Source organism: Sulfitobacter rhodophyticola (assembly GCF_041281685.2).
Lineage (GTDB): Bacteria > Pseudomonadota > Alphaproteobacteria > Rhodobacterales > Rhodobacteraceae > Sulfitobacter.
Genome location: NZ_CP166251.2, coordinates 3,672,696 through 3,696,550 on the forward strand (window position 1 = coordinate 3,672,696; position 23,855 = coordinate 3,696,550).

General features: G+C 61.2%; 25 protein-coding genes and 1 other RNA gene. 11 read left to right on the forward strand and 15 right to left on the reverse strand.

Features of this window, described 5'->3' with window-relative positions:
- Positions 1 to 5 precede the first annotated feature (5 nt).
- The 6 genes from AB4X18_RS19085 to AB4X18_RS19110 all read right to left on the reverse strand — a co-directional run bounded on the left by AB4X18_RS19085 (position 6) and on the right by AB4X18_RS19110 (position 4,685).
- On the reverse strand, positions 6 to 494 hold the full coding sequence (locus AB4X18_RS19085; RefSeq protein WP_370401558.1) for a hypothetical protein: 489 nt from the start codon (positions 492 to 494) through the stop codon (positions 6 to 8).
- Positions 491 to 1,474 carry an acryloyl-CoA reductase gene (acuI, locus tag AB4X18_RS19090; RefSeq protein ID WP_432816918.1) on the reverse strand — a complete coding sequence of 328 codons (984 nt, stop codon included), beginning with the start codon at positions 1,472 to 1,474 and terminating at the stop codon, positions 491 to 493. The genes AB4X18_RS19085 and acuI overlap by 4 nt, the downstream gene beginning before the upstream one ends.
- 99 nt (positions 1,475 to 1,573) lie before the next feature.
- A complete protein-coding gene (locus AB4X18_RS19095; protein WP_370401560.1) occupies positions 1,574 to 2,677 on the reverse strand; it encodes a dimethylsulfoniopropionate demethylase in 1,104 nt (367 codons plus the stop codon).
- Positions 2,677 to 3,180, reverse strand: coding sequence for a DinB family protein (locus tag AB4X18_RS19100; RefSeq protein WP_370401561.1), 504 nt, complete (start codon positions 3,178 to 3,180; stop codon positions 2,677 to 2,679). Before AB4X18_RS19100 ends, AB4X18_RS19095 begins: the two co-directional genes overlap by 1 nt.
- Entirely contained in the window at positions 3,177 to 3,884 is a 708-nt protein-coding gene (locus tag AB4X18_RS19105; protein WP_370401562.1) for a DUF1326 domain-containing protein, read from the reverse strand. Before AB4X18_RS19105 ends, AB4X18_RS19100 begins: the two co-directional genes overlap by 4 nt.
- Before the next feature lie 3 nt (positions 3,885 to 3,887).
- The gene (locus tag AB4X18_RS19110) at positions 3,888 to 4,685 is read right to left on the reverse strand and encodes a DUF2182 domain-containing protein (protein ID WP_432816919.1); all 798 of its coding nucleotides are present in this window, start codon (positions 4,683 to 4,685) and stop codon (positions 3,888 to 3,890) included.
- 75 nt (positions 4,686 to 4,760) lie between these two features.
- Here AB4X18_RS19110 and AB4X18_RS19115 point away from each other — a divergent pair, with 75 nt between their 5' ends.
- From AB4X18_RS19115 to AB4X18_RS19155, 9 genes are all read left to right on the forward strand, one after another.
- Positions 4,761 to 5,501 carry a FadR/GntR family transcriptional regulator gene (locus tag AB4X18_RS19115; protein ID WP_370401564.1) on the forward strand — a complete coding sequence of 247 codons (741 nt, stop codon included), beginning with the start codon at positions 4,761 to 4,763 and terminating at the stop codon, positions 5,499 to 5,501.
- A 127-nt stretch (positions 5,502 to 5,628) separates the two neighbouring features.
- Positions 5,629 to 5,976, forward strand: a transfer-messenger RNA (tmRNA) gene (gene ssrA / locus AB4X18_RS19120).
- Between the two features lie 98 nt (positions 5,977 to 6,074).
- Positions 6,075 to 6,542 carry a CIA30 family protein gene (locus AB4X18_RS19125; protein WP_370402541.1) on the forward strand — a complete coding sequence of 156 codons (468 nt, stop codon included), beginning with the start codon at positions 6,075 to 6,077 and terminating at the stop codon, positions 6,540 to 6,542.
- Positions 6,543 to 6,661: 119 nt separating this feature from the next.
- Positions 6,662 to 7,474: a chromate resistance protein ChrB domain-containing protein gene (locus tag AB4X18_RS19130; protein ID WP_370401565.1), complete on the forward strand. Its 813-nt coding sequence runs from the start codon at positions 6,662 to 6,664 to the stop codon at positions 7,472 to 7,474.
- A gap of 20 nt (positions 7,475 to 7,494) precedes the next feature.
- Entirely contained in the window at positions 7,495 to 8,724 is a 1,230-nt protein-coding gene (gene chrA, locus AB4X18_RS19135) for a chromate efflux transporter (protein WP_370402542.1), read from the forward strand.
- A gap of 65 nt (positions 8,725 to 8,789) precedes the next feature.
- Positions 8,790 to 9,275 carry an SspB family protein gene (locus AB4X18_RS19140; protein ID WP_370401566.1) on the forward strand — a complete coding sequence of 162 codons (486 nt, stop codon included), beginning with the start codon at positions 8,790 to 8,792 and terminating at the stop codon, positions 9,273 to 9,275.
- An 82-nt stretch (positions 9,276 to 9,357) separates the two neighbouring features.
- Positions 9,358 to 10,749 carry a class II fumarate hydratase gene (fumC, locus tag AB4X18_RS19145; protein ID WP_370401567.1) on the forward strand — a complete coding sequence of 464 codons (1,392 nt, stop codon included), beginning with the start codon at positions 9,358 to 9,360 and terminating at the stop codon, positions 10,747 to 10,749.
- Entirely contained in the window at positions 10,746 to 10,922 is a 177-nt protein-coding gene (locus AB4X18_RS19150; RefSeq protein WP_370401568.1) for a DUF4169 family protein, read from the forward strand. The genes fumC and AB4X18_RS19150 overlap by 4 nt, the downstream gene beginning before the upstream one ends.
- Positions 10,919 to 11,143, forward strand: a complete 225-nt coding sequence (locus tag AB4X18_RS19155) for a ribbon-helix-helix domain-containing protein (RefSeq protein WP_370401569.1) — start codon at positions 10,919 to 10,921, stop codon at positions 11,141 to 11,143. Before AB4X18_RS19150 ends, AB4X18_RS19155 begins: the two co-directional genes overlap by 4 nt.
- Positions 11,144 to 11,443: 300 nt before the next feature.
- On the opposite strand, the gene AB4X18_RS19160 is transcribed toward AB4X18_RS19155, so the two are convergent.
- The 4 genes from AB4X18_RS19160 to AB4X18_RS19175 form a co-directional block, all read right to left on the reverse strand.
- The gene (locus AB4X18_RS19160) at positions 11,444 to 12,337 is read right to left on the reverse strand and encodes a fructose bisphosphate aldolase (RefSeq protein WP_370401570.1); all 894 of its coding nucleotides are present in this window, start codon (positions 12,335 to 12,337) and stop codon (positions 11,444 to 11,446) included.
- Positions 12,338 to 12,412: 75 nt separating this feature from the next.
- The gene (locus AB4X18_RS19165) at positions 12,413 to 13,765 is read right to left on the reverse strand and encodes a cytochrome P450 (RefSeq protein WP_370401571.1); all 1,353 of its coding nucleotides are present in this window, start codon (positions 13,763 to 13,765) and stop codon (positions 12,413 to 12,415) included.
- On the reverse strand, positions 13,762 to 14,997 hold the full coding sequence (locus tag AB4X18_RS19170) for a hypothetical protein (protein ID WP_370401572.1): 1,236 nt from the start codon (positions 14,995 to 14,997) through the stop codon (positions 13,762 to 13,764). The genes AB4X18_RS19165 and AB4X18_RS19170 overlap by 4 nt, the downstream gene beginning before the upstream one ends.
- An 83-nt stretch (positions 14,998 to 15,080) precedes the next feature.
- Positions 15,081 to 15,833 carry a cytochrome c biogenesis CcdA family protein gene (locus tag AB4X18_RS19175; RefSeq protein ID WP_432816920.1) on the reverse strand — a complete coding sequence of 251 codons (753 nt, stop codon included), beginning with the start codon at positions 15,831 to 15,833 and terminating at the stop codon, positions 15,081 to 15,083.
- A 93-nt stretch (positions 15,834 to 15,926) separates the two neighbouring features.
- On the opposite strand from AB4X18_RS19175, the gene AB4X18_RS19180 reads away from it, so the two are divergent.
- Positions 15,927 to 16,163: a sulfurtransferase TusA family protein gene (locus AB4X18_RS19180; protein ID WP_370401574.1), complete on the forward strand. Its 237-nt coding sequence runs from the start codon at positions 15,927 to 15,929 to the stop codon at positions 16,161 to 16,163.
- Positions 16,164 to 16,244: 81 nt separating this feature from the next.
- On the opposite strand, the gene AB4X18_RS19185 is transcribed toward AB4X18_RS19180, so the two are convergent.
- Positions 16,245 to 18,935 (reverse strand): Rne/Rng family ribonuclease, encoded by a 2,691-nt coding sequence (locus tag AB4X18_RS19185; protein WP_370401575.1) that lies wholly within the window; start codon positions 18,933 to 18,935, stop codon positions 16,245 to 16,247.
- Between the two features lie 551 nt (positions 18,936 to 19,486).
- Between AB4X18_RS19185 and AB4X18_RS19190 the strand changes: the two genes are divergently transcribed.
- Positions 19,487 to 19,792: a hypothetical protein gene (locus AB4X18_RS19190; protein ID WP_370401576.1), complete on the forward strand. Its 306-nt coding sequence runs from the start codon at positions 19,487 to 19,489 to the stop codon at positions 19,790 to 19,792.
- Between the two features lie 15 nt (positions 19,793 to 19,807).
- On the opposite strand, the gene AB4X18_RS19195 is transcribed toward AB4X18_RS19190, so the two are convergent.
- Genes AB4X18_RS19195 through purS form a run of 4 tightly spaced genes read right to left on the reverse strand, consistent with a single transcriptional unit; the run spans position 19,808 to position 23,844 of the window.
- Positions 19,808 to 21,142 (reverse strand): sigma-54-dependent transcriptional regulator, encoded by a 1,335-nt coding sequence (locus tag AB4X18_RS19195; protein ID WP_370401577.1) that lies wholly within the window; start codon positions 21,140 to 21,142, stop codon positions 19,808 to 19,810.
- Between the two features lie 6 nt (positions 21,143 to 21,148).
- The gene (locus AB4X18_RS19200) at positions 21,149 to 22,909 is read right to left on the reverse strand and encodes a sensor histidine kinase (RefSeq protein ID WP_370401578.1); all 1,761 of its coding nucleotides are present in this window, start codon (positions 22,907 to 22,909) and stop codon (positions 21,149 to 21,151) included.
- 36 nt (positions 22,910 to 22,945) lie between these two features.
- Positions 22,946 to 23,614, reverse strand: a complete 669-nt coding sequence (gene purQ, locus AB4X18_RS19205; RefSeq protein ID WP_370401579.1) for a phosphoribosylformylglycinamidine synthase subunit PurQ — start codon at positions 23,612 to 23,614, stop codon at positions 22,946 to 22,948.
- The gene (gene purS, locus AB4X18_RS19210) at positions 23,614 to 23,844 is read right to left on the reverse strand and encodes a phosphoribosylformylglycinamidine synthase subunit PurS (protein ID WP_370401580.1); all 231 of its coding nucleotides are present in this window, start codon (positions 23,842 to 23,844) and stop codon (positions 23,614 to 23,616) included. Before purS ends, purQ begins: the two co-directional genes overlap by 1 nt.
- Positions 23,845 to 23,855 lie beyond the last annotated feature (11 nt).

Genomic DNA, 23,855 nt, shown 5'->3' on the forward strand with positions numbered 1-23,855 from the left:
GCGTTTCAGGTCTTGCGCAAGCGCCATTCGGCCAGCCGCAGAAGCGCCCGGGAATAAAGCCGGTGCAACGGCAGCAAGCCGCGCATGACGCGGGACAATCCCTGCTGCTCATCCCCCACGACGGCGGAGCCGAACAGAAGCCTTGTCGTGCCGCCGTCCTTGGGTGCCACCGCAAGCCAGGAGCGTGTCCTGCCAGACAGATCACACAAAAGGATCTGCCGTTCCGATCGGTCCTCCACACGCCACGCGGCAAACCCCTCCGCCCCCTGCGCCAGTGCCGATACCTCCCTGTCCGGGATCGCGCGCCGCAAACCGACGCCCAGCACCAACCGCTCCAACCGGAACAGCCACGTGGTATAGAACGCTTCGATGAAAGCGGGCAAATCCGCTTCCATCGGGTGCATCACCTCGAAACAATCGGTATAGCAACCCGCCTGCTCAACATAGCGGTGCAACAGCGCATCGCGCGGCACGGCCGCGGCGCGCGGGATCATGCGTTGACGTCGACCACGACCCGGCCCTTGACCTGGCCGGCCAGAATATCCGCCCCCAGCTTGGGCAGATCAGACAGGGTCGCGGGCTGCACCATCGCTTCCAGCTTGTCCATCGGCAGGTCCTTTGCCAGACGTTTCCAGGCCCGCAGACGGTTGTCGTAAGGCTGCATGACGCTGTCGATGCCCAGCAGGTTCACCCCGCGCAACAGGAAGGGAATGACCGTCGCAGGCAGCCCCGCGCCCCCGGCCAGACCGACAGAAGCCACACTGGCCCCGTACTGCATCTGACCCAGCAAGCGCGCCAGCATCGCGCCGCCCACGGCATCGACGCACCCGCCCCAGGTCTCTCCCTCAAGCGGGCGCTTGGTGGTCTCATTGATCTCTTCGCGCGCGACGATCTGCGTGGCGCCCAACCCTTTGAGGTAATCAGCCGTCTCTGGCCGCCCGGTCACCGCCGCCACCTGATGCCCGAGCTTCGCCAACAGCGCCGTGGCCACGGATCCCACACCACCCGCAGCACCTGTGACCAGCACCGGACCGCTCTTGATGCCGTGGTCCTCCAGCGCCATCACCGCCAACATCGCGGTAAAACCCGCCGTACCGACGGCCATCGCCTGACGGGTATCCAGCCCTGCAGGCAGCGGCACCAGCCAATCCGCTTTCACCCGCGCCTTCTGGGAATAGCCGCCCCAATGCGCCTCGCCCACACGCCAGCCGGTCAACACCACCTTGTCGCCGGGTTTGTAACGGTCATCATCAGACGTCTCGACCGTACCTGCAAAATCGATACCGGGCACATGCGGATAATTGCGCACCAACCCGCCGCCGGGGCCAATGCACAACCCGTCCTTGTAATTCACTGTGGAGTATTCCACCGCAACGGTCACTTCCGCGTCTGGCAAATCGTCCAACCCCAACTGCGTCACCGCAGCCGACGTCTTGCCCTCATCATCCTTGTTTACAACCAGTGCGTTAAACATCTCGTACTCCCTTTGCAGACTGCGCCTGCTTCCAAATGGTTCAAAATCCCGGACAGCGCGAGAGGCCGGCCTCCCGCTCCTGTCCTCACGTCCCGGCGCTTACGCCCAGAAATCCTCGTGCACCTGTGCATCACGCGGCCCTTGCGGCGTCTCGACTGTCAATTCCGTGCCCGCGTCCCAATGGGTCATGCGGACCATGCCGATGGCGACATTGGTCTTGAAGTCCGGCGACCACGCGGCAGAGGTCACCTGCCCCACCCGCTTGCTGCCCGCCATCAGCGGCCATGGCCTGTCGCATGACGGCACCGCATTGCCCCCGATGTCTATCGCGCGGATCTGCTGCACCGGACCTTCCTTGGCCACCCGCAACAAGGCGTCGCGACCGATACAACCGATGGCCGTCTGTGTATCACAGAACCGGCCCAACCCGCATTCATGCGGTGTGTTGTCGTCGGTCATGTCGTTGCCATAGCTCAAAAGCCCGCTTTCGATCCGCTCGATCGCGTTGGGACAGCCCGCGCGCACATCCAGATCCTGACCATCCTCCATCAATGCGTGCCAAAGCGGCATGCCGATGTCACTGCCTTCGACGTAGATCTCGAACCCGCCCTGCTTGGAATAGCCTGACCGCGCCACGACCAGATCACGTCCCTGAAAGGTGAACATGCCAAAGCGGAAGAAGCGCACCTCGCGCACCGCTTCGCCAAAAACACGCGCCATCAGATCTTCGGCTTTTGGTCCCTGCACGGCCAGCGGGCTGACATCGGGTTCATCCACCAACACATCCAGCCGGTAGCCGTTGGCAATGCCCTTCACCCAAAGCAGCAAGTCGCTGTCGGCAATGGAAATCCACCACCGATCCTCAGCCAGCTTCACAGCGACCGGGTCGTTCAGCATCCCGCCCGTTTCATCCACGATGGGCACATAGAAACAGCGCCCCGGCAGCATGCCGCGCAGATCGCGCGGGGTCAGCATCTGCATCAGGCGCGCCGCGTCCGGGCCGCGCAACTCAACCTGCCGTTCGACCGCAACATCCCAGACCTGCACCGCGGATTTGAGGTGGTGGTAATCCTCCTCCAGACTTTTGAACATGGTGGGCAGAAGCATGTGGTTGTAAACCGTGTAGGCTTTGACCCCCGCCGCTTCGACCCCTTCGGAGAAAGGCGTGCGCCGCAGGCGACGGGAGGGAGAGATGAGCGCCATCAAGCGTCCTCCGGCATGAAGGGAATGTCAGTATCGTCGGGCTTTGCCCCAAGCGCGGTCAGCATTGCATGGACCTGCCCGCGATGGTGGGTCTGGTGGTTGAAGAGCTGCATGACGCACAGCGCCCTCGGCCGGGTCATATCGGTTTTGAGAAACCCAGAATACCACGTCAAGTCACCGGCCAGGTCGTCCTCCGTGACGCTCCGGGCCCAGTCGGCGATGCGGGCATCCATCTTTGGGCGCGTGTCCCGCAGGAAGGCCCAGTCATACTCGGCATGTGCCTCCAGCGCCCCCCGATCCGGCCCTTCGCCGCCATCGAACCGCGCGGTCCAGATCATGTCAGCCCAAAGCAGATGCGCCAGCGTGGCACGGATCGACCCCCAGAACGCGCCCCGGTCCTCGTTGCGCTCTGCCTCGGTCAACCCGTTTGCCGCCGAATAGATCGACTGGTTCTGCCATGCGTTATACCGCGCCATCGTGCGCGGATAGTCCGGCGTGATCACGGCTTGGGGCCTTTCCAATCCACCGGAATGATGTCTCCAGATTTGCCTTCAAAATCCCAGATCCTGCCATAATCTCGCACTTTGGATTTAAGGCCGACGGCAGGGTAGATAACCGGACCCATCCAGTACTGCGTGTTCTGCATGGAAACCGGTACATCTGGATCCTTACCCGGAATCATTTCAATTTCGCCTTGGATTTTTCGGCCGACTATGATGCGGCGCTTACGACCGTCGCGTTCAATGATGACTTTCTCTCGTTCTGCACCAATGATCTCCGAAACAAGAAAATGAAACACGCCTGTGCTTCCTCCGGCTGCTCCTGACAGGATCTGCAAGATGCCATTGTAAGCCTTCTGGCTGGCCGTCTCGTCAACATATGCGGCGACCTTCCAATTCCCTTCGCACATGCGACCGGGGATATCGATCAGCAATGCGACGTTGAGCCCCGCAAGGCTTTCCCCTTCGAAATGCCCGTCTTCGATCTGAAGCGCGAACCACGTCTGGCAATACCCGTAAGTCGGCGGGTGCTTGCCCAGGGAAATGCCACATGGGCACACCACTTCGCATGAGCAGTTCATGAACAATTCGCCCTTGATCGCCCATTCGGTCGGCGTCATCTGGCGGCGCCCCGGATTGGGCATCCGGCTGTCGATCCGCTGCGAGACAGGCAGCCTGTCGGCATCTGGTTTGCGTTTCACCGCCATGTGTTATCCTCCCGTTAGTCCCGTAATGAAGGGCCAGCCCGCCACAAGGCCCGCGCCCGCGATCAGGGCAAAGCCCATTGGTTTGGTGACATAATGCCCGACCTGCGGCAGCTTCTCCACCACCATGAAAAGCGTGGCCAGCCCCATCCAGGCCAGGTTCATCACCCCGCCCGCAAATCCCAGCACCATGAAGCCCCAGCAGCACCCGACGCAAAACGCGCCCAACCCCAGCCCCATGCGCAATCCACCCGCAAACCCCGTGCGCCAATGGCCAAGGAAATACATCATCGGGCTGTGACAGACGCCGTGGCAGATTTCCTTGGTCCGGGTGAACTGAAACAGGCCCACCGCCAGCAAAAGCGCGACCGCAAACCACCGGGACCGCGCAATGCCCAGCATGTCGATCACACCGCCGAAAAGCAGTGAAAGCTGCACCCCGGCAATGAGCGCTGCAAAGGCAACCCACATGATCGAATAGCCCGCCAGAACGCCCAGCCACCCCGCCCGAGAGCCGTTCGCGGATACGATCAGGTCTTCATAAGCGCGCAGCGTCGGCACCATCGTCGGCAGCATCATCGCCGCCATCATCGCGGCCCACATCGCAAACAAGGGTCCGAAATTCGCCATGGGCATGTACATCGGCATGCGCGGGTTCATCCAGCGCATCCGCTCGCCCATTTCACCCGGCCGACCCAGCAGGTCGACGTCCATGTCCATGGCCATCAGGTACATCATTGCCCAGGCCGCAAGGACCAGCGCAAAAAACATCAGCCACAAAGAGGATCGCAGGACAGGGTTCATGAAGTGGTCCGACTCAGTAGTTGCGAAACTAATGTCAGACATTTAAGCTTCGGGCAAATCCTAATTGTAAGACATATGCAACTTGATCCCTCCAGTACCGCTGATCTTTCCGCCCAGATTGCCACCGCCATCCGCGATGCGATCATTTCCGGCCAGTTGATCGTGGATCAACGCCTGCCGTCCGAGGCGGAATTGTCAGATACCTTCAACGTCTCCCGGCCCACAGTGCGCGAAGCGTTGAAGCGGCTGGCCGCACAGTCGCTGATCCGCACACAGCGTGGGGCGACGGGCGGTGCCTTTGTGAACCGCATCAGCTTTGAAGAAGCCTACAGCCAGCAGATCACCACCTCGACCCTGCTCTTGAGCATGAATGCCGTCAGCTTCGAGACAGCGCTGGAGGCGCGCTATGCGCTTGAGCGGGCCTGCGCGCCCCTGGCCGCCACCCGGCGCACGGCGGATCATCTGGCCGCGATGCGCGCCGAAATTCACCGTCAGGGCCAACCCGGCCTCACGGATGAGGCGTTTTGCGCTTCCGATGTGGCATTTCACCGGGCGTTGGTCGATGCGGCGGGCAATCCCGTGCTCAGCTATCAATTGGCCGGTGCGGTGGAGGCGATGCAGCCCCTGATGAACATGATCACCTTCACCGCCCGCGACCGGGCACAGATCGTCGCGCTGCATGGTGCCATTGCCGACGCGGTTGAGCAGCAGGATGCGCCGGGCACCCGGAAGGGCCTGCACGCGCTGGAAGAAGAAACGCGCAATCTGGGCCGTGATGTCCTAGCCAAGCGGGCCGCGCGGGACAAGACCAACTAGCGCTGCGGACGACAGCAGAACTGAGGTCCACCGGCGAAAACACCCTGAAGTCCACGGCAGAAGGCAACTTATACCACCGCGCCGTTGTCAGACATCCCAAGCAGCCCGCTGTCAGATACGCATCAATTCAATTGAAACGCCACGCAGGCTATCCTATATTAGCGGTGTCCTTCGGGACTATGGACATAAACGCGCTCGTCATAAGCGGATCGGACCCGGGGGCGGTACCCGGCGGCTCCACCAATATCCTTCATTTGGGGATCATGGGGCCGAAACAGGATCGACGAACGTCTAAAGGGGTTAGCTTTGTCTCGGTGAGATACCACCGTTATCGGTTCAAAACGTACAATTGCAAATGACAATCGTGCACCAGTAGCGATGGCCGCGTAAGCGACCGGAGAGACTGAAAATTAAGTCCTAGGGCCTTGCAGTTCTAGGCGGGGTTCGCAGGCACCTGGCAACAGAAGCCTGCATTTTTCTTTCCCCTTTACAGGTAAGTGCTAGATGAAGCTCGTCCACTCCACGCTTGCGGCCCTGCTGCTGGGCACCCCTTCATTTGCCGAGGACAGAATGCTGAACCTGACACCCGATTGGGAATATGTCGCCGACCGGGTGATGGGCGGCGTGTCCTCCGGGCAGATCAGCGCGGAGGTCGTGGAAGGCCAGGATGCGACGCGGCTGACCGGGGATGTCTCGCTCGATAACAATGGGGGGTTCGTGCAGATGGCCTTTGATCTGCAACCCGATGGCAGCGCATTTGATGCCAGTGCCTTCGAAGGGGTCGAGATCAGCGTTTTCGGCAATGGCGAAGCCTATGATCTGCGTCTGCGCACAGATCAATTGACCCGTCCGTGGCAATCCTTCCGTACCGATTTCAATGCACCACCAGAGTGGACCACCCTGCGCATTCCCTTCGACACCTTTCAGTCGCACAAGACCGATGCCACCTTCGACCCCGCACGCCTGCGCCGCATTGGCATTCTGGCCATCGGGCGGGAGTTCAGCGCCGACGTCAGCGTCGCACGGATTGCGCTTTACTGATCTGTCGCGCTTGACACGGCGGCGTTCAGATGCACCCTTGGACACATGGGGATGACCGCGAACGCCCCGTGAGGCGCCAGCCAGAGGTTCGCATGTTTCCAACACAAAGGACGCATGCCATGGCAGCCCCGAACGAGATGACCCCCGCCCAACTTCTGCGTCTGATCGGCACGCCGGAATGCCCGGTGATCGTCGATATTTCGATTGATCCGGATTTCGCGGACGATCCCTTCCTGATCCCCGGTGCCTTTCGGCATCCACATACCGATCGGTCCGGTCTGATCGCCAGACTGGACCAGCGCCCCTGCGTGATCACCTGTCAACAGGGCATCAAGCTGAGCCAGGGGATGACGGCCCTCCTGCGTCTGGAAGGTATCCCGGCCGAATACCTGCAAGGCGGCAATTTCGCGTGGCGGGACCATCCGGACGCCCCGCGCGTGCCCGCAAAGGCCCTGCCCGGCCTCGTGGAGGGAGGCACCCTTTGGGTGACGCGTCACCGCCCCAAGATCGACCGTATTGCATGCCCGTGGCTGATCCGGCGCTTTGTGGATGCAGCGGCGCGGTTCCTCTATGTCTCTCCTGCTGAGGTCATGGGCGTCGCGGACCGCTACGATGCGATCCCTTTCGACATTGACGGCGCTGATTTCAGCCATCGTGGCGACCATTGCACCTTTGACAGCATGCTGGACGCTTTTAATCTGCGGACAGGAGCGCTTGACCGCCTTGCAGCTGTTGTGCGCGCGGCAGACACAAATGCGCATGATGACTGCCCGCAGGCGGCGGGATTATTGGCCCTGTCGGTCGGCCTGTCGCGGCAATACCGCGATGACAGCGCCCAGCTGGACGCCGGGATGCAGATGTATGATGCGCTCTACCGTTGGGCGCGGGATGGGGCGAATGAGACACACGGCGCGCCCGGAGGTCCGCTGTGACCGCACCGGGCTGGCCGGAGATGACCCGCATCTTCGGACGCATCGGTTTGTTGTCATTTGGCGGCCCCGCCGCCCAGATAGCCCTGATGCACAAGGAATTGGTGGAAGAACGCCCCTGGCTGAGCGAACAGAGCTATCTGCGTGCGCTGAGCCTGTGCATGCTGCTACCCGGGCCAGAAGCGATGCAACTGGCCACCTACGCAGGCTGGCGCCTGCGCGGTGTCGCCGGTGGTGTGTTGGCCGGGCTGCTGTTTGTCGTTCCCGGCGCGCTGGTGATCGCACTGCTGGCGCTGGGGTATGCCTATCTGGGGCAGTTGCCGCTGGTGCAGGCGGCATTCGCGGGGATCAAGGCGGCGGTCATTGTCGTGGTGTTTCAGGCGCTGCGCAAGGTTGCGGGCAAGGCGCTGGCAGGATGGCAGGGCTGGGCCCTTGCGGGCCTCTCGTTTGTGGCCTTGTTTTTCTTTGGCCTGCCCTTTCCGCTGATCATCCTTGCTGCCGGGATCTGGGGCATGCTGACGGGTGCAGGGCCGCAAACTGCGCCGCCGCTTGGGGATGTCGCAACTACACCCGGTCACAGCCTGCGCACCCTTGCGATCTGGGGCGGCCTTTGGGTGGCACCGCTGCTGATGCTTTGGGGTTTGGGGCAGGATTTCCTGCTGCAACTGGGATTGTTCTTTTCCAAACTGGCCGTGGTCACCTTTGGCGGGGCCTATGCGGTGCTGGCCTATATGACGCAGACGGTAGTGCAGGATTACGGTTGGATCACGACCGCCCAGATGATCGACGCGCTGGGGCTTGCCGAAACCACGCCGGGGCCGCTTATTCTGGTCACGGAGTTCGTCGCTTTGCTGGCCGGTTTTGCGCAAGCGGGTATTGCCGGGGCCATTGCGGCGGGCCTTGTCGCCCTGTGGGTGACGTTTACGCCGTGCTTTTTGTGGATATTCCTTGCCGGCCCCTATTTGGAGCGGATCAGCGCGCAACCGCGCCTGTCAGGTGCCTTGCAGGCGATTACAGCCGCAGTTGTGGGCGTGATCGCCAATCTGTCGATCTGGTTTGCCTTGCATGTCCTGTTCACTGACGTGCAGCCCGCGCGCTTTCTGGCGGTGCCTGCCCCGACGCTTTCCAGCTTTGATGCGATTGCGGCCGCGCTGACGTGTGCTGCGGCTGTTCTGATGCTGGCGCTGCGGCGCGGTTTTGTGCAGACCATGGCCATTCTGGCTGTTGTCGCCACCATTGCCGGATTGCTGTAAGCGCCCCCTTTCCCTCCGCCGCAAATGGGGTATGGTGAGAGGTGGGGGAGCGACCGGAGACGCACATGAGCCGCGACATCGACTACGGCAATCTCATGCACGAAGCCATGCGGGGTCTGATCCGCAAGGTGCTTCTGGACGTGGCGGATCGGGGATTACCCGGCAACCACCATTTCTTCATCACGTTCGACACATCGCACCCCGATGCGGAACTGGCCGATTGGCTTTCAGATCGGTATCCCGGCGAAATGACCGTGGTGATGCAGCACTGGTATGACGGTCTTGAGGTGACGGAGGATGGGTTTTCGGTCACGCTGAACTTTGGCGATGCGCCAGAGCCGCTTTATATCCCCTATGATGCCATTCGCACTTTTGTGGACCCATCCGTGGAATTCGGCCTGCGGTTTGAACAGCAGGATGGCGACGACACGGACGAAGAAACGATCGTCGAAGCCCCGGTGGAGCAGGTTTCCGAAGAACCCGCCACGCTGGAAGCAACCGAAGAGGCCAAACCGGCCGAAATCGTCTCTCTGGACAGTTTCCGCAAATAGCGCCCGCTGTTACGCCCAAAGATTGCACCCGCCGTGCCCCGGCGCTACACCCTGAGGCGAAACAACCCTTCAGGAGCGCCCCATGGCCGATACCCGCACCGAAACCGACAGCTTTGGCCCTCTCGAAGTTCCAGCCGACAAATACTGGGGCGCGCAGACGCAGCGGTCGATCATGAACTTCCCCATCGGGTGGGAACGCCAGCCCGTGGCGATCATCCGCGCGCTGGGGGTGATCAAGAAGGCCTGTGCAACCGTGAACCTTGGCTTCGGCGATCTGGACGCCGCACTCGCCCCGGCAATTCAGCAGGCGGCACAGGAAGTCATCGACGGCAAGTTCGACGATCATTTCCCGCTGGTGGTCTGGCAGACGGGCTCGGGCACACAGTCCAACATGAATGCAAATGAGGTGATCTCGAACCGTGCGATTGAGATTTTGGGTGGCGAACTGGCTTCAAAAACGCCGGTCCACCCCAACGATCATTGCAACATGGGGCAGTCATCAAACGACACCTTCCCCACGGCGATGCATGTGGGCATCGGCATGATGGCGCGTGATACGCTGTTGCCCGGTCTGCGCAAGTTGCAGGCGGCGCTGGCGGCCAAGTCGGAAGAATTCAAGGACATCATCAAGATCGGCCGGACCCACACGCAGGACGCCACGCCCTTGACGCTGGGTCAGGAATTTGGCGGCTACGCCCACCAGATGACCAAGGCGATTGAACGCGTCGAGGCCTGCCTGCCCGACATCTATGAACTGGCACAGGGCGGCACCGCCGTGGGCACCGGGCTGAACACACGCAAAGGATTTGCGGAGAAAGTGGCGGCGGAGATTGCAGCGATCACCGACCTGCCCTTTGTCACCGCGCCCAACAAGTTTGAGGCTTTGGCGGCGCATGACGCGATGGTCATGTTCTCGGGCGCGCTGAAGGCCACCGCCGCGTCCATGTTCAAGATTGCCAACGACATGCGTTTGCTGGGGTCCGGTCCCCGGTCGGGTTTGGGGGAGTTGATCCTACCGGAGAACGAGCCGGGATCGTCCATTATGCCGGGCAAGGTCAACCCGACGCAGGCCGAAGCGCTGACCATGGTCTGCGCGCATGTGATGGGCAACGATGCCGCCGTGGGAATGGCCGGATCGCAGGGGCATTTCGAGCTGAACGTCTACAACCCGATGATGAGCTATAATGTCATGCAGTCCATGCAGCTTTTGGGTGATGCAGCGGGGTCGTTCACGGACAACATGGTCGTGGGCACGCAGGCTAATGAAGAACGGATCGACAAGCTGATGAAGGAAAGCCTGATGCTGGTCACAGCACTTGCCCCGACCATTGGCTATGACAACGCCACCAAGGTCGCCAAAACCGCGCACAAGAACGGCACAACCCTGAAGGAAGAGGCGATAGCGCTGGGGTTTGTGGATGCGGAGACCTTTGACAAGGTGGTGCGGCCTGAGCAGATGATCGGACCGAAATGAGCGCGCCCATCAACCTCAACAAAGTGAAGAAAGAGCGTAACCGCGCGTCGCGCAAGGCGCGCGCAGACGAAAACGCTGTGGCCTTCGGGCAGACGAAGGCGCAGAAAAAGGCGCTGAAAGCACGGGCCGAGCAGATTGCGCGCAACCTGGAAGCGCACAAACGCGAGACATGAGCGGACGGCCCGTCAAACACTCTGTCACGCTCAAAGGGCATCGCACGTCGGTATCGCTTGAGGACGAATTCTGGACCGAATTCCGCGCGTTGGCGACGGAAAAGAACATGGCCATCAATGCCTTGGTGGCCGAAATTGATGCAGAGCGCGGCATGGATTTAGGCTTGGCCTCGGCGATCCGGCTTTATGTGCTGCGGGCGTTAAAGGAACGTTTACCTTGATTTAGGTACAGTGCGGCACATGCGATTTTCGGCTTCACCCCTATCCGCTCATGAATGGATCACCGCCCTATTCAGCTCGCGCGCAGCTGCAAAAGGAGGGGTCATTCGTCGCAACAAGCGTGACATTGAGCGCTACGTCGGCATGCTTGAGTTCGAAGACGAACTGCGCCGACGCGGGTTTCGTGCCGTAGAGAACGCCGGACAATTGATAATTTTCTGCAATCAAGAACCGGTCCGAAAAGTCGTGTAGTCGTTTTCTTTGAAAGAAAACGGTCGGAAATTTTCAAAATTTCCGAGACCTCACGCCACCGACGCGCTGTAAATCTTGTCGATGTTCCCGCCAAGTGCTGCCTGGAACTCCGCATCGCTCATCTTAACATTCAACCCTTCGGTCAACGCCCTTGAAAAGCTCGCGATCATCTTGGCATTGCGCGCCAACCGGGCCGATGCTTCATCCGTTGAATAGCCCCCCGACAACGCCACGACCCGCAGCACATTGGGGTGCGCCGACACATCGTCATAAAGTCCTACAGTCTCCGGCAGTGTCAGCTTCAGCATCACCGGTTGATCTGGCGCCAGTGTATCAAGATGGCGTGCCAGGGTTGCTGCCAGCAGCGTTTCAGCAGCACCTTTGCTGGCCGACTGGATGTTGACTTCGGGCTCGATGATCGGGACCAGTCCTGCCGCACAGACCTGCCGCGCCACATCGAATTGCTGCGCCACGACCGCCTCGATCCCCGCTTCGTTCGCCGCATGGATGACCGACCGTTCCTTTGTCCCGAAAATACCCTTGTCCACCGCCCGCGACAGCAACGCTGCCAGATCGGGCATCGGTTTCATCAGCTGGACATCTTGCGCTTCGTTCTCAAGGCCCTTGTCGATCTTCAGGAAAGGTACGACACCCCTGTCCTGCCACAACAGGTCCACCACAGGCTTCCCGTCGATCTCCGCATCCATCGTGCGCTCGAACAGGATCGCACCGATCACCTTGTCGGAGGTGAAATCATCCGCAAGGATGATGCGCGCCCGCATCTCGTGCATCTTGGCGAACATCTCGTCCTCGCCGTTGTAATCGCCCGGCTCGACACCGTAAAGACCAAGCGCCTTGGGGGTGGAGCCGCCTGATTGATCCAGTGCTGCGATAAACCCCTGCCCGGTTTCAATCTGCGCGCGTTGTGCGTCGTTTATGGCCATCTTGCCCTACCCCTGCTGCCTGATTCCAATGTGTCGCCGTTCTACGCCAAACACGCCGCCGATGGTAGTCGGGTCTCAGCGCCGTTCTACCCGCAGGGTGATGCCGTTTGCTGATCTCACCGTCAGATGTGCAACGGGAACCGGCACGGCCCCTTCGACCGGCACCACGCGAAAGTCCCGCAGCAGGCGCGACAGGATCAAGGGCCCTTCGATCATCGCAAAACCCGCGCCCGGACAGACCCGCGGCCCGGCGGAGAACGGAATGAACGCGTCGCGCATGCAGGTCTTGCCATTTTCGGTCTGCCACCGTCCGGGATCAAAGCCATCCGGGTTGTCCCACAGCCGCGTATGCCGGTGCAGATGCCAGGGGCTGAGCACAAGCTGCGCGCCCTTGGGGGCGGTGCGGTCACGGAACCGCTCCGGGCATTGGGCCTCGCGCACCATCATCGGCACCGGCGGATAAAGCCGCAGCGCCTCGCGGAACACGTCGCGGCTCAGCCGCAGCTTCGACATCACCGCGAAATCCTCAGCCTCAAGGACCTGCGCCTCTGCGGCCAGACGGTCCTGCCAATCAGGAAAGATCGCCATCAGGTACAAGGTCCACGCCAGCGCAGAGGCGCTTGTTTCATGCCCAGCCAGAAAGAAGATCGCGACCTGGTCCACCATTTCTTCTGCGGTAAAACATTCGCCCGTTTCAGGATCGGGCGTGGTCATGATCTTGGTTGCCAGATCAGCCGGTGCGGTGCCGGCATCGATCTTTTGTTGGCGGGCCTCCGTCAAATCGGCGATCAACCGACGGATATGCACTGCGGCGGATTTCGTGTCCTTGCGAAAAAACCGCGGCATCCAGCGCGGCAGGGGCACAAACGCGCCAAGGTTCAACAAGGGCTGCGTGCGTTGATAGGATTTGAAGGCCTCGAAAACCGCATTGGCCTGCGGTGCCTCAATAGGGATGGAGAACAAGGTGCGAAAGATGACATCGGCGGCCACATGGCTGCACAGCGGTTCGACGTCCTGCGGCAGATCGCCCGTCTCCCCCAGCCGCTGCGCGGCCGCCTCTGCGGCCTGCCACATGGCCGGAAAGGTTTCGCGCAGGCGTCCCCCTTCGAAGGCAGGATCGATGATGCGCCGCTGACGTTTCCACGTCTCGCCGTTGGTCAGGAATACCGAGTTTCCCAGCAGCGGGCGTAGCCCTTCGCTGATCCTGTCGGATTTGGGAAAATCATCGGGACGATCCTTCAGCAATGTCTTTACCAGCGCGGGCTGGTTCATCAGGAAGCTGCGAAAGAACGGTGTGCGGAACTCAGCCATCCATGCGCGGTACAGCCGTTCCGGTTGCGCAGAAAGAATGTCCCGCCGAAAGAGCCGCATGTACTGCCAAAGTGATACCTTGTCGGGGCGGCTGGCGGGTTTGGGCGGCTGCGTCATGCGGCGCGGGAGGTGAACTTGTTCACCGGCCGTTCGATACGCGATCTGGATGGCGCGCGGTCCGCATAGCGCCGGGCAAGCGGCAGCGGACCCGCGGTAATGCGAAAGTAGTCATAATCGCCGGGACGGTCGAAGGCGCAAAGATACTGGAAATGAAGCCGGAAAAAGCGCCAGCGCAGCTCTTTCCAGCGCGCGGGGCTCAGTGTCTGGGTAAAAGCGGCAGAAAAGACCAAAGGCCAGCGCTTGTCAGCAGGTGCCGCCCCGGACACCGACACCGGATCACACAGCGCAAAGGCGCAGCCGTCGCCGGGGGCGGTGACATCCACCCAGGTCAGCGCATCGCTTGCCGACAGGTAATGCAGATCAGCGCGCAACCGGTGCGCGTCCGGCAGGAAGGACACCATCGGCACCACCTGCCCCAGTGACAGGAACGCCAATGGCGGCCCGCCTGCGGGCACCTTGCCCGTGCGCAGCAGATCAGCCAGAACCGACACGCCAAGATGCGCACCGGAGGAATGGCCCACCACAAGCACCTCGTCCACGTCCGTGGCCAATGCCGCCGCGATGGCGTCACCGAATTCAGCCATCCGCGCTTCAAGCTGAGGCGGATTGGCACCACGCGATGCGGCGGAATAGGCGTAATCATGCATCAGGTAGTAGGCAAAGAATTTCCCATCGCGGGACTTGAACCAGCGCAGCAAGGCAACGCATGCAGCCGCACCAAGAACCGCGCCAAAGGCCGTGGCAAACACGCCCAGCACAGGCCCCAACAACGCATCTGTCACCGCAAGCACCACACCCGCGACCAAAAGGGCAAGGGCAAGCTGCACCAGCAACATCCCGATGGGATAAAGCGCCGCGATCACCGGCCCCTTTCGCAGCCGCATCAGCCGCCACAGCGCACCGGTGCCGATGTAGACCCACGCGGTGCGGATCAGTTGCACATAGGTTGCGGGGATCGAGGTGCTCATGCTGTCGCGCACGATATCGGACCAGATCAGGACGTCTACATCAGCCTCGACCGCTGCGCCGTCCATCTGCGCATCGACGTGCCAGCCGTAATGTGCGCCCTTTGGCTTTGCCTTCAGCGCGATGTCGTAGCCGGAAATCGCTGCTTGCGCGGTGCTTTCCTTGCGATAAAGCTCCCGGTAGCGGCGCGGATGAATGGGATCATAGCCGGGGATGTAGAACACCCGGCGTCGTCTCACCTGATCCTGATCTGTCCTGCTCATTGCGCCCTCAATCCACGCGGCGATTGCGGGCAATCTACCGGTTTTTCCGGGCAAGAGTAAGGCGCAGTGGTGGCGCGCCGGGGTCAGCCGAAGGTGGCCAGAACCGGAAAGGCTTCAAGAAGCCAGAACGCAAAGGCGGAAAACGCTCCCGTCACCATCGCAAGCCCCACGGCAATCAGCAAACCGCCCATGATCCGTTCGATCAGCTTCATGTGTCGCTTGATGCGGTTCATCACACCCATCGCACGGGTGATGAACATCGCCGCCAGCAGGAATGGAATGCCCAGCCCCGCGGCATACACCCCCAAAAGCAGCGTGCCCTTTGACACCGATGCTTCGGTCGCCGCAAGCGACAGGATCGCACCCAACTGCGGGCCAATGCAGGGCGTCCAGCCAAAGGCAAATGCAAGGCCGAGCACGTAAGCCCCGAAGCTTGATCCGCCCTTGTCGCCTGCGTCAAGACGGGCTTCCTGATCCAGAAACGGAATGCGGAAAAGGCCGACGAAATGCAGGCCGAAAACAATGATCACCACACCTGAGATTTGGGCGAAAAGCACCTGATTTTGCAGAAAAAACATGCCGAACGCCGAGGCCGTGAAACCCAGGATCAAAAAGACCGTGCTCAACCCCATCACGAAGAATAGCGCGGCAACCACTGCCTTGCGGCGCGCCGCACTTTCGCTGGAGATATCGCCAAGGGACACACCGCTCATGTAAGCCAGATAGGGCGGCACGATGGGCAGCACACACGGCGACAGAAAGCTGAGAACGCCTGCGACAAGCGCAATCATCATGGCCGGCAGTAGGCTGGCATCGATCAGGTCAAATCCAAACATGTCTCACACCTAGCGGTGATTTGTGTGAACGTCACGCGACAGGTGGTCACAAGGCTGTGGACGCGGTGTAACAACTGGCCTATCTCGCTGCGTATGACCGATACCGAACTTGATGCCACCGGGCTGCTGTGCCCCTTGCCCGTGCTGAAACTGCGTAAACGATTGGGCGCGCTGGACGCAGGCGCGATCCTGACGTTGCGCGCCGACGATCCCGCTGCCATCGTTGATGTGCCTCATTTCTGCGCGGAAGCCGGGCACGATCTGGTGGAGACGCGGGAAGACGGCGCGGCGCAACTCTATGTCGTGCGCAAGGGCACCCGGCAAAGATAGGATTCCCGCAACCGCTTGTTTCAATAGAAAAAGGCAGGCCCTAGTGGACCTGCCTTTTCGTATTTTGGAGAGATGCGGCAGTTATTTTCCGCCCAGTGACCACCAGCCCCGACGCTTTGGCTTCTTTTCAACCGGCGCTGCAGGCTGCTCAGCGGCTGCCTCAACCGGTTCCGGGATCGGTTCGGGTGTCGGCTCTGGCGCAGGGGGTTCCGGCGTATCGTTCACCTTTTCCTCCGCCGGTTTGGCCTTCTTGGCGCGGGTGCGTTTGGGCTTGGGCTTTTCCTCCGCTTCGGCGTCTTTTGCGGGCGCATCTTCTGCTGCCACTTCTTCCGCGGGTGCCTCTTCCTTCGGGGACGCGTCGGCCTTGGGCTTGCGCGTCCTGGTCCGCTTGGGTTTGGGCTTCTCCTCCGCCGTGTCCTGCGCATCTTCTTGCGGCGCAGGCGTATCGGTCTTGGTATCCGTATCTGCCGCTGCTTCCGCCTCTACCTCGGCCTTGGGCTTGCGTGATCGGCTGCGGCGGGTCGGCTTGGGCGTGTCTTCGGCCCCGGCATCCCCGTCGGATTTGGCGTCCGCATCGGACTTGGCATCCGCGTCAGACGCCTTTTCGCCCGCATCGGATGACGCATCCTGATCCGCGGCATCGCTCTTTTGATCGCCGTCCTGACCTTCGCCAGCCCCACGGCCCCGACCACGGCCCCGACGGCGGCGACGGCGGCGCTTGGGCTTGCCTTCGCCGTCCTCGCCGTTGCCATTGTCCTGGCGCTGATCATCCACCGGTGCATCGTCTTCCGCAGCGGCGCTTTCGCTCTCGTCCTCGTCGATCTGATCCATCAGCGACGTATCGACAGAAACAACATGCGACACGGCTTGCACCACGTTGCGTGTGGCCGTCTTGAACTTCTCCAGCGAAAAATCGGGGCTGACCAGATGCGGCTCCCCTTCAATCCGCACGGACAGGCCATAGCGCGCTTCGATCTGGGCGATGTGTTCGCGCTTCTGGTTCATCAGGAAATTGGCAATGCCCACCGGTGCCTTGATCAGCACCTCACGGGACCGACGGCGGGTGCCTTCTTCCTCGATCTGGCGCAGGATCGACAGGGCAAGGTTGTCATCCGACCGGATCAGGCCGGTGCCGTGACACGCTTGACAGGGCTGTGTCGTCGCCTCGATCATGCCGGGGCGCAGGCGCTGGCGCGACATTTCCATCAGGCCAAAGCCTGAGATGCGGCCCACCTGAATGCGCGCGCGGTCGGTCTTGAGCTTGTCCTTCATCCGTTTTTCAACGGCGATGTTGTTCTTGCGTTCGTCCATGTCGATGAAATCGATCACGATCAGGCCCGCAAGGTCGCGCAGCCGCAATTGCCGCGCCACTTCTTCGGCAGCTTCAAGGTTGGTCTTTGTCGCCGTCTGCTCGATCGAACCCTCCTTGGTCGCCCGGCCCGAGTTCACGTCGATGGCCACAAGCGCTTCGGTCACGCCGATCACGATGTAGCCGCCGGAGGGCAGCTGCACCGTCGGATTGAACATGCCCGACAGATAGCTTTCGACCTGATAGCGCGCAAAGAGCGGCAACGATTCCTCGTAGCGTTTCACGTTCTTGGCGTGGGACGGCATGATCATCTTCATGAAGTCCTTGGCGATGCGGTAGCCGCGCTCGCCCTCCACGAACACCTCGTCGATCTCGCGGTTATAGAGGTCACGGATGGACCGTTTGATCAGGTCGCCTTCTTCGTAGATCTTGGCGGGCGCGATGGACTTCAGCGTCAGTTCGCGGATCTGCTCCCACAGGCGCTGGAGGTATTCGTAATCGCGCTTGATTTCGGCCTTGGTGCGCTTGGCCCCGGCGGTGCGCACAATCAGGCCCGCGCCTTGCGGCACCTTGATCTCCTGCGCGATGTCCTTGAGCTTTTTGCGGTCGGCGGCGTTGGTAATCTTGCGGGAGATTCCGCCCCCGCGCGCGGTATTGGGCATCAGCACGCAGTAGCGTCCCGCCAGCGACAGGTACGTGGTCAGCGCGGCACCCTTGTTGCCACGTTCTTCCTTGACGACCTGCACCAGCAGGATCTGCCGGACCTTGATGACTTCCTGGATCTTGTAGCGGCGGGCGCGGGGTTTGCGCACCGGGCGGATGTCTTCGATATCGTCATCATCCGCAACGGACTCGATTGTTTCGTCCTTATCGGCGGCATTGGTGGCGTCGTTGTCATCGCCATCATCACTGTCGTCATCGCTGTCGTCAGCCTCGGGCGTTTCCACCGGCGTCTCGCCCACCCGTTCCATCGGAGAGGAGGCTTCATCTTCGGGTACGCTGACCTCGTTGGTGTCGTCGCCGTCGGTATCGACGGTTTCCATCCCCTCCACGTCGGACGTGGCAACGGCATCCCCCGTCGCTGTTTCCTCCGCCTTGGCCTTGGAACGCCCGCGCGAACGCGACCGGCGCTTGGGCTTGGGTTCCTCATCGTCCTTGGCGGCCTGTGCTTCGGCATAGGCGCGCTCTTCCTCCAGCAGGGCCTGACGGTCCGCTACGGGGATCTGGTAGTAGTCCGGGTGGATTTCAGAGAACGCGAGGAAACCGTGGCGGTTCCCACCGTAGTCGACAAAGGCCGCCTGCAGGGACGGCTCGACCCGGGTTACCTTGGCGAGATAGATGTTGCCAGCAAGCTGGCGTTTGTTTTCCGATTCAAAGTCGAATTCCTCAACCTTGTTTCCGTCAACCACGACCACGCGCGTTTCCTCAGCGTGGGTGGCATCGATAAGCATTTTCTTAGGCATAAACTCACTATGCACAACGCGCGCGCGCCTGACGGCCCCGGTGGGGCCGCAGGCTGCGCGGTGTGACTTGTCATGGCGATAGGCGACGGCGCAGGGACGGGGCCGAAATCGGCCTCTGGTCGTCTGCTCATGGCGTCTGCGCGCGTCATCGCGGTTTTTCTCCGACACGGGTCAGGCATTTGCCCTGCCGCATCCATTGTTAGCTGCGGTGCCTTTGCGGGCGATTACCCCAGGACCGTCAGCGGTTCGTCGGCCAGTGCGGCCCAATCGGTCTGATACCCCTGACAGTGCAGGTTGCATCAGCGAAACTCTCACGGGGCGGTATACACGCATGACGCGAAACACACCCGTCCTTCCAATTAAGATGTTTCGAGGCCAAATGACAATGGGCAATCGTTTCGCAACACCCACAAACCATTCTTTCCGCCCTCGCTTGACAACATCCGTTGCCCTAAAGACAGTGCGGCGGGGCTGCCGGGGGTGGTCCGTTTCGCATCTGCCACGCTGTTGCGAACGATCAGATCAAAAGACAAGACCACAAGGAAAATCCCATGCCTGCCCTTCTGCGACCTGCCCTTCTGCGACCTGCCCTGTGCCTGCCATTTCTGGCTTTGGCCGCTTGCGATGAACTTGCTGTCGCCAACGATCCCGTAGCCCTCGCGGAGTTGCGGGGTTCGAAAAGCTGCATCGCGGCCGTCGAAAAACAGGCCGACGTCAGCGGCGCGGTCGTGGATACCACGGTGCCGATCGTCGAATTGAACCGCTACGTGATCAGGACGGCCTCTGGCACGCCCTGGACCTGCATCACCGATGATAACGGTAAAGCGTTGGAACTGGTTGAAAATCGAACAGGTTGACGGCCTGACGTGCGTTCAGAGGTAATCCGAGCGCTGCAAGCCATACTTGGCCATCTTTTCGTTCAACGTCCGGCGCGGCAGGCAAAGTTCATCCATGACGCTGGCGATGGAGCCCTTGTGGCGGCGCATGGTGTTGTCGATCAGCATGCGTTCAAACGCCTCGACGTATTCTTTCAGCGGCTTGCCTTCGGTGGTCATCACCGGCTGCATCTCATCGTGATCGCTCATCAAAAGGGACGCAATCGTGCCGGAACCGCGCCGCGACTGCAGCACGGCACGTTCGGCCACGTTGATCAACTGGCGCACGTTACCGGGCCATGGGGCCTGCAACAATTGTGCGGCTTCCTGCGCACTGACCTGCGGCGCTTCGCATCCGTATTCGTCCGCGAACTGATCGCTGAGCCGGGTGAACAGCGTCAGGATGTCCTCGCCGCGCTGGCGCAGCGGGGGAACCGTGATGCGCAGGGCGGCCAGACGGTAGAACAGGTCGGAGCGCAACGCGTCTTCCGACGTGCGGCCCGCTTCCTGAAGGTTCGATATGGCAACGATCCGAGTCTCTGCCGGGGTGCCCTGTTCGTTGATCATGCTGAGCAGGCGCGCTTGCAGGGTCTCTGACAGCGCTTCGACGTCTTCCAGCACCAATGTGCCGCCGCGCGCTTCCTCGACTGCGGGCAATTGCGCGTCTTCAGGTTGCATCGGGCCGAACAGCCGCTTGCTAAGCGCCTCTTCCTCCATTGCCGCACAGGAGATCAGGACGAATTTCTTGCCAGCGCGGCTGCCAACAGCGTGCAGCGCATGGGCTACCAGCGTCTTGCCGGTCCCGGTTTCTCCGTCGATCAGGACATGACCGTCGGCCTGCCCCAGGTCAAGAATATCCTCGCGCAGGCGCTCCATCACCGGGCTTTGGCCGATGAGCTTTTTCATCAGCTGGCCCCCATCGCTCAACTCACGGCGCAGGGCGCGGTTATCCATCACCAGACGGCGCGCGAGGGTCGCCTTCTTGGCAAGCTCGCTCATCCTGTCGGGATTAAATGGCTTTTCGAGGAAATCGAAGGCACCCACGCGCATCGCTTCCACCGCCATCGGCACATCGCCGTGCCCAGTGATCATGATCACTGGCAAGGCTGAATCGCTGCCCATCAGCTTTTTCAGGAACTGCATCCCGTCCATACCCGGCATCTTGATGTCCGAAATGACGATCCCCGGATACTCCGGCCCCAGCGTCTTCAGCGCGTCTTCTGCGCTGCCGAACGTCTCGGTGTCATACCCTGACAGCGCGAGCCATTGGGAGATCGACTGCCGCATGTCCTGTTCGTCATCGACGATCGCAATCTTCATTGCCTGTGCCATATCCGTTTACTCCGCCGCTTCGATGCTTGTCTCGGAACCCATGATGGGCAATTGCATTTCAAAGACCGCGCCGCCGTTCTGGCCATTCCGCGCGGTCAATCTTCCACCTAGGTCATTTACGATGCCGGACGAGATGGCAAGGCCCAGACCAACACCGTCGCCAGGCTGCTTGGTAGTGTAAAAAGGCTCAAACAGCTGATCGAGGTTCTCAATCCCGGGCCCGTTGTCACGCACCGTCAGCGTCGCGGTCTCTCCCGCGGACAGGATGATTTCGACCTTGGGCATACGTTGGGATTTGATGGCGTCCAGCGCATTGCGCAAAAGGTTCACCATCACCTGTTCGATGCGCATCCGGTCGCCCATGACAACGACGGGTTCGTCAGGCAGTATCCGGATGATCTCCACCTGCCGCTGGCGCAACTGCGGCTCCATCATCGATAGGCTCGATGCCAGCGCAGAAGCCATATCCACAGGGGAAAACGCCTCCTGACCCTTGCGGGCATAGGACTTTAGCTGCCGGGTGATCGCGCCCATCCGCTCAATCAGATCATCGATGCGGCCGAAGGACGAAAGCGCCTCATCGGGCCGATTGCGTTTGAGCAGCAGACCGGCACCGGCCAGATAGGTTTTCATCGCCGCAAGGGGCTGGTTCAATTCGTGGCTGACTGCCGCTGACATCTCTCCCAGGGCCGCCAGCTTGCTGGATTGCTCAAGCGTCTGTTCGGCCACGGCAAGCGTTTCCTGCACGCGCTTCCGCTCGGCAATTTCCCGCTGCAGCGCTGCGTTCAATGCGCGGAGTTTGGCCGACTCGCGCTGGAATATCGCCAGCCGGCCCGCGGTGCGGCGGCTGAGGAAATAGAAGGCCAGCGCCAGCAATATCGCAAACGCCATGACTTCCAGCGCCAAAACCGCGTTAACCCGTTCGCGCACAGAGGCATAGGTGGTGTAACTGGTCATGCGCCAGCCGCGAAACGGGATCTTGTTTTCAAGCCGCATCACCCCTTCGCCCTGCAGATAGGCATCGGGCGGCAAAGCAGTCCAATCGGCAGTGGCCTTGATCGCGCGTTCAATCGCGCTTTGCGGCGTGTGGCTGGCCAGTGCTTCGGTTTCGGTCAGCCCGCGCCAGAGCGGCGTTGTCGCGAGGACAATTTCACCGGTGCTGTTGGTCACGATGACCGCATCAGAGATACCGGCCCAGGCGCGTTCGAACTTTTGCAGATCGACCTCGACCGCAATCACACCCAGCGTTGCCCCAGCATTCTGGATGCGCCGGGAATAGACAAAGCGGTATCCGCCGCCCTCCACTTTGATGCTGCTGAAGATCGTCGCGGCATTCCGAATGGCATCCACGAAATAGGGTTCGGATTTATGCCCCGATCCCAACCGATTGCGGTCTGTGGCGGCAACGGTACGCCCGTCCACGTCAAACAGCATCAGCGACGCCGCGCCGATTTCATCCACGAAGGAGATCAGGCGCTGTGTGGACAGCGAATAATTTGCCGTCTCCAGCGCCGAAATGAGTTCCGGATCGCGCGACAGAAGCTGCGGGACAATCGCGTTCTGGCGCAACTCCGCCATCAGGTTGCCGCTGTACAGGGCAATCCGTAGTTCGGCCCGGTTTCGCGTGCTTTCGGTAAATCGGTCCGTCAGCAACCGGTTGGTCACCGAAATGGTGATGATCGCAAGCGACATCAGCAGCGCAATCGCCAGACGCACCCGCCAGGAGACGGTCAACAGCTGCTTTTTCTCTGTTTCTGCGACGCTCATGTGCGCAATCTACGCCGCGTGCGGTCTTCGCTCAAGTCACGCTGTCGCCAGCGCACCGACCAATGCGCGGAAGAGCGCCGCACCGTCGGTGCCTCCGTGGCCAATGTCCGCCGCCCGTTCGGGATGCGGCATCATGCCAAGGACGCGGCGGTTTTCAGACAGGATACCCGCGATATCAGCCTGTGCGCCGTTGGGATTGTCTTCGTAGGTGAACGCAATCCGGTCATCGCCCTGAAGCCGCTTGATCGTGTCAGTATCGGCAAAGTAATTGCCATCGTGGTGGGCAATCGGAATATCGATCACATCGCCGGCGTTATACCCTTCGGTAAAGGCAGAGTTGGAGGTTTCAACCTTCAATCCGACGGTCTTGCAGATGTATTTCAGCCTCGCATTGCGCAACAGCGCGCCAGGCAGCAGGCCCGTTTCGGTCAGCACCTGAAATCCGTTGCAGATGCCAAGCACATATCCGCCCCGCGCCGCATGGGCCTTCACGGCCCCGCAAATGTTGGATTGCGCGGCAATCGCGCCGCAGCGCAGGTAATCGCCATAGGAAAAGCCGCCCGGAATGCCCACGACATCGACATTGCCCGGCAGGGCGCTGTCCTTGTGCCAGACCATCTCGACCTGTGCACCGGCGGCGCGAAAGGCCACGGCAAGGTCCCGGTCGCAATTGGAGCCGGGGAAGACGACAACCGCGGCGCGCATCAGCCCATCTCCACCGAATAGGATTCGATCACCGTATTCGCCAGCAGCTTTTCGCACATGCGGGTCACGTCATCCTCTGTCGCGCCGTCCGCGAGGTCCAGTTCGATCACCTTGCCCTGTCGCACGCCGTTCACGCCGTCAAAACCAAGCGCGCCCAAGGCATGTCGCACCGCTTCGCCCTGGGGGTCCAGAACCCCGTTCTTCAGCATCACATGCACCCTTGCTTTCATGGCGCGTCCCC

Excerpts from the sequence above, each read along its gene's own strand:
- AB4X18_RS19085 (WP_370401558.1), bottom strand. The coding sequence starts at position 494 with ATGATCCCGCGCGCCGCGGCCGTGCCGCGCGATGCGCTGTTGCACCGC.
- acuI (WP_432816918.1), bottom strand. The coding sequence starts at position 1,474 with ATGTTTAACGCACTGGTTGTAAACAAGGATGATGAGGGCAAGACGTCG.
- AB4X18_RS19095 (WP_370401560.1), bottom strand. The coding sequence starts at position 2,677 with ATGGCGCTCATCTCTCCCTCCCGTCGCCTGCGGCGCACGCCTTTCTCC.
- AB4X18_RS19105 (WP_370401562.1), bottom strand. The coding sequence starts at position 3,884 with ATGGCGGTGAAACGCAAACCAGATGCCGACAGGCTGCCTGTCTCGCAG.
- AB4X18_RS19110 (WP_432816919.1), bottom strand. The coding sequence starts at position 4,685 with ATGAACCCTGTCCTGCGATCCTCTTTGTGGCTGATGTTTTTTGCGCTG.
- AB4X18_RS19115 (WP_370401564.1), top strand. The coding sequence starts at position 4,761 with ATGCAACTTGATCCCTCCAGTACCGCTGATCTTTCCGCCCAGATTGCC.
- AB4X18_RS19130 (WP_370401565.1), top strand. The coding sequence starts at position 6,662 with ATGGCAGCCCCGAACGAGATGACCCCCGCCCAACTTCTGCGTCTGATC.
- chrA (WP_370402542.1), top strand. The coding sequence starts at position 7,495 with ATGACCCGCATCTTCGGACGCATCGGTTTGTTGTCATTTGGCGGCCCC.
- AB4X18_RS19140 (WP_370401566.1), top strand. The coding sequence starts at position 8,790 with ATGAGCCGCGACATCGACTACGGCAATCTCATGCACGAAGCCATGCGG.
- fumC (WP_370401567.1), top strand. The coding sequence starts at position 9,358 with ATGGCCGATACCCGCACCGAAACCGACAGCTTTGGCCCTCTCGAAGTT.
- AB4X18_RS19150 (WP_370401568.1), top strand. The coding sequence starts at position 10,746 with ATGAGCGCGCCCATCAACCTCAACAAAGTGAAGAAAGAGCGTAACCGC.
- AB4X18_RS19155 (WP_370401569.1), top strand. The coding sequence starts at position 10,919 with ATGAGCGGACGGCCCGTCAAACACTCTGTCACGCTCAAAGGGCATCGC.
- AB4X18_RS19160 (WP_370401570.1), bottom strand. The coding sequence starts at position 12,337 with ATGGCCATAAACGACGCACAACGCGCGCAGATTGAAACCGGGCAGGGG.
- AB4X18_RS19165 (WP_370401571.1), bottom strand. The coding sequence starts at position 13,765 with ATGACGCAGCCGCCCAAACCCGCCAGCCGCCCCGACAAGGTATCACTT.
- AB4X18_RS19170 (WP_370401572.1), bottom strand. The coding sequence starts at position 14,997 with ATGAGCAGGACAGATCAGGATCAGGTGAGACGACGCCGGGTGTTCTAC.
- AB4X18_RS19175 (WP_432816920.1), bottom strand. The coding sequence starts at position 15,833 with ATGTTTGGATTTGACCTGATCGATGCCAGCCTACTGCCGGCCATGATG.
- AB4X18_RS19180 (WP_370401574.1), top strand. The coding sequence starts at position 15,927 with ATGACCGATACCGAACTTGATGCCACCGGGCTGCTGTGCCCCTTGCCC.
- AB4X18_RS19185 (WP_370401575.1), bottom strand. The coding sequence starts at position 18,935 with ATGCCTAAGAAAATGCTTATCGATGCCACCCACGCTGAGGAAACGCGC.
- AB4X18_RS19190 (WP_370401576.1), top strand. The coding sequence starts at position 19,487 with ATGCCTGCCCTTCTGCGACCTGCCCTTCTGCGACCTGCCCTGTGCCTG.
- AB4X18_RS19195 (WP_370401577.1), bottom strand. The coding sequence starts at position 21,142 with ATGGCACAGGCAATGAAGATTGCGATCGTCGATGACGAACAGGACATG.
- AB4X18_RS19200 (WP_370401578.1), bottom strand. The coding sequence starts at position 22,909 with ATGAGCGTCGCAGAAACAGAGAAAAAGCAGCTGTTGACCGTCTCCTGG.
- purQ (WP_370401579.1), bottom strand. The coding sequence starts at position 23,614 with ATGCGCGCCGCGGTTGTCGTCTTCCCCGGCTCCAATTGCGACCGGGAC.
- purS (WP_370401580.1), bottom strand. The coding sequence starts at position 23,844 with ATGAAAGCAAGGGTGCATGTGATGCTGAAGAACGGGGTTCTGGACCCC.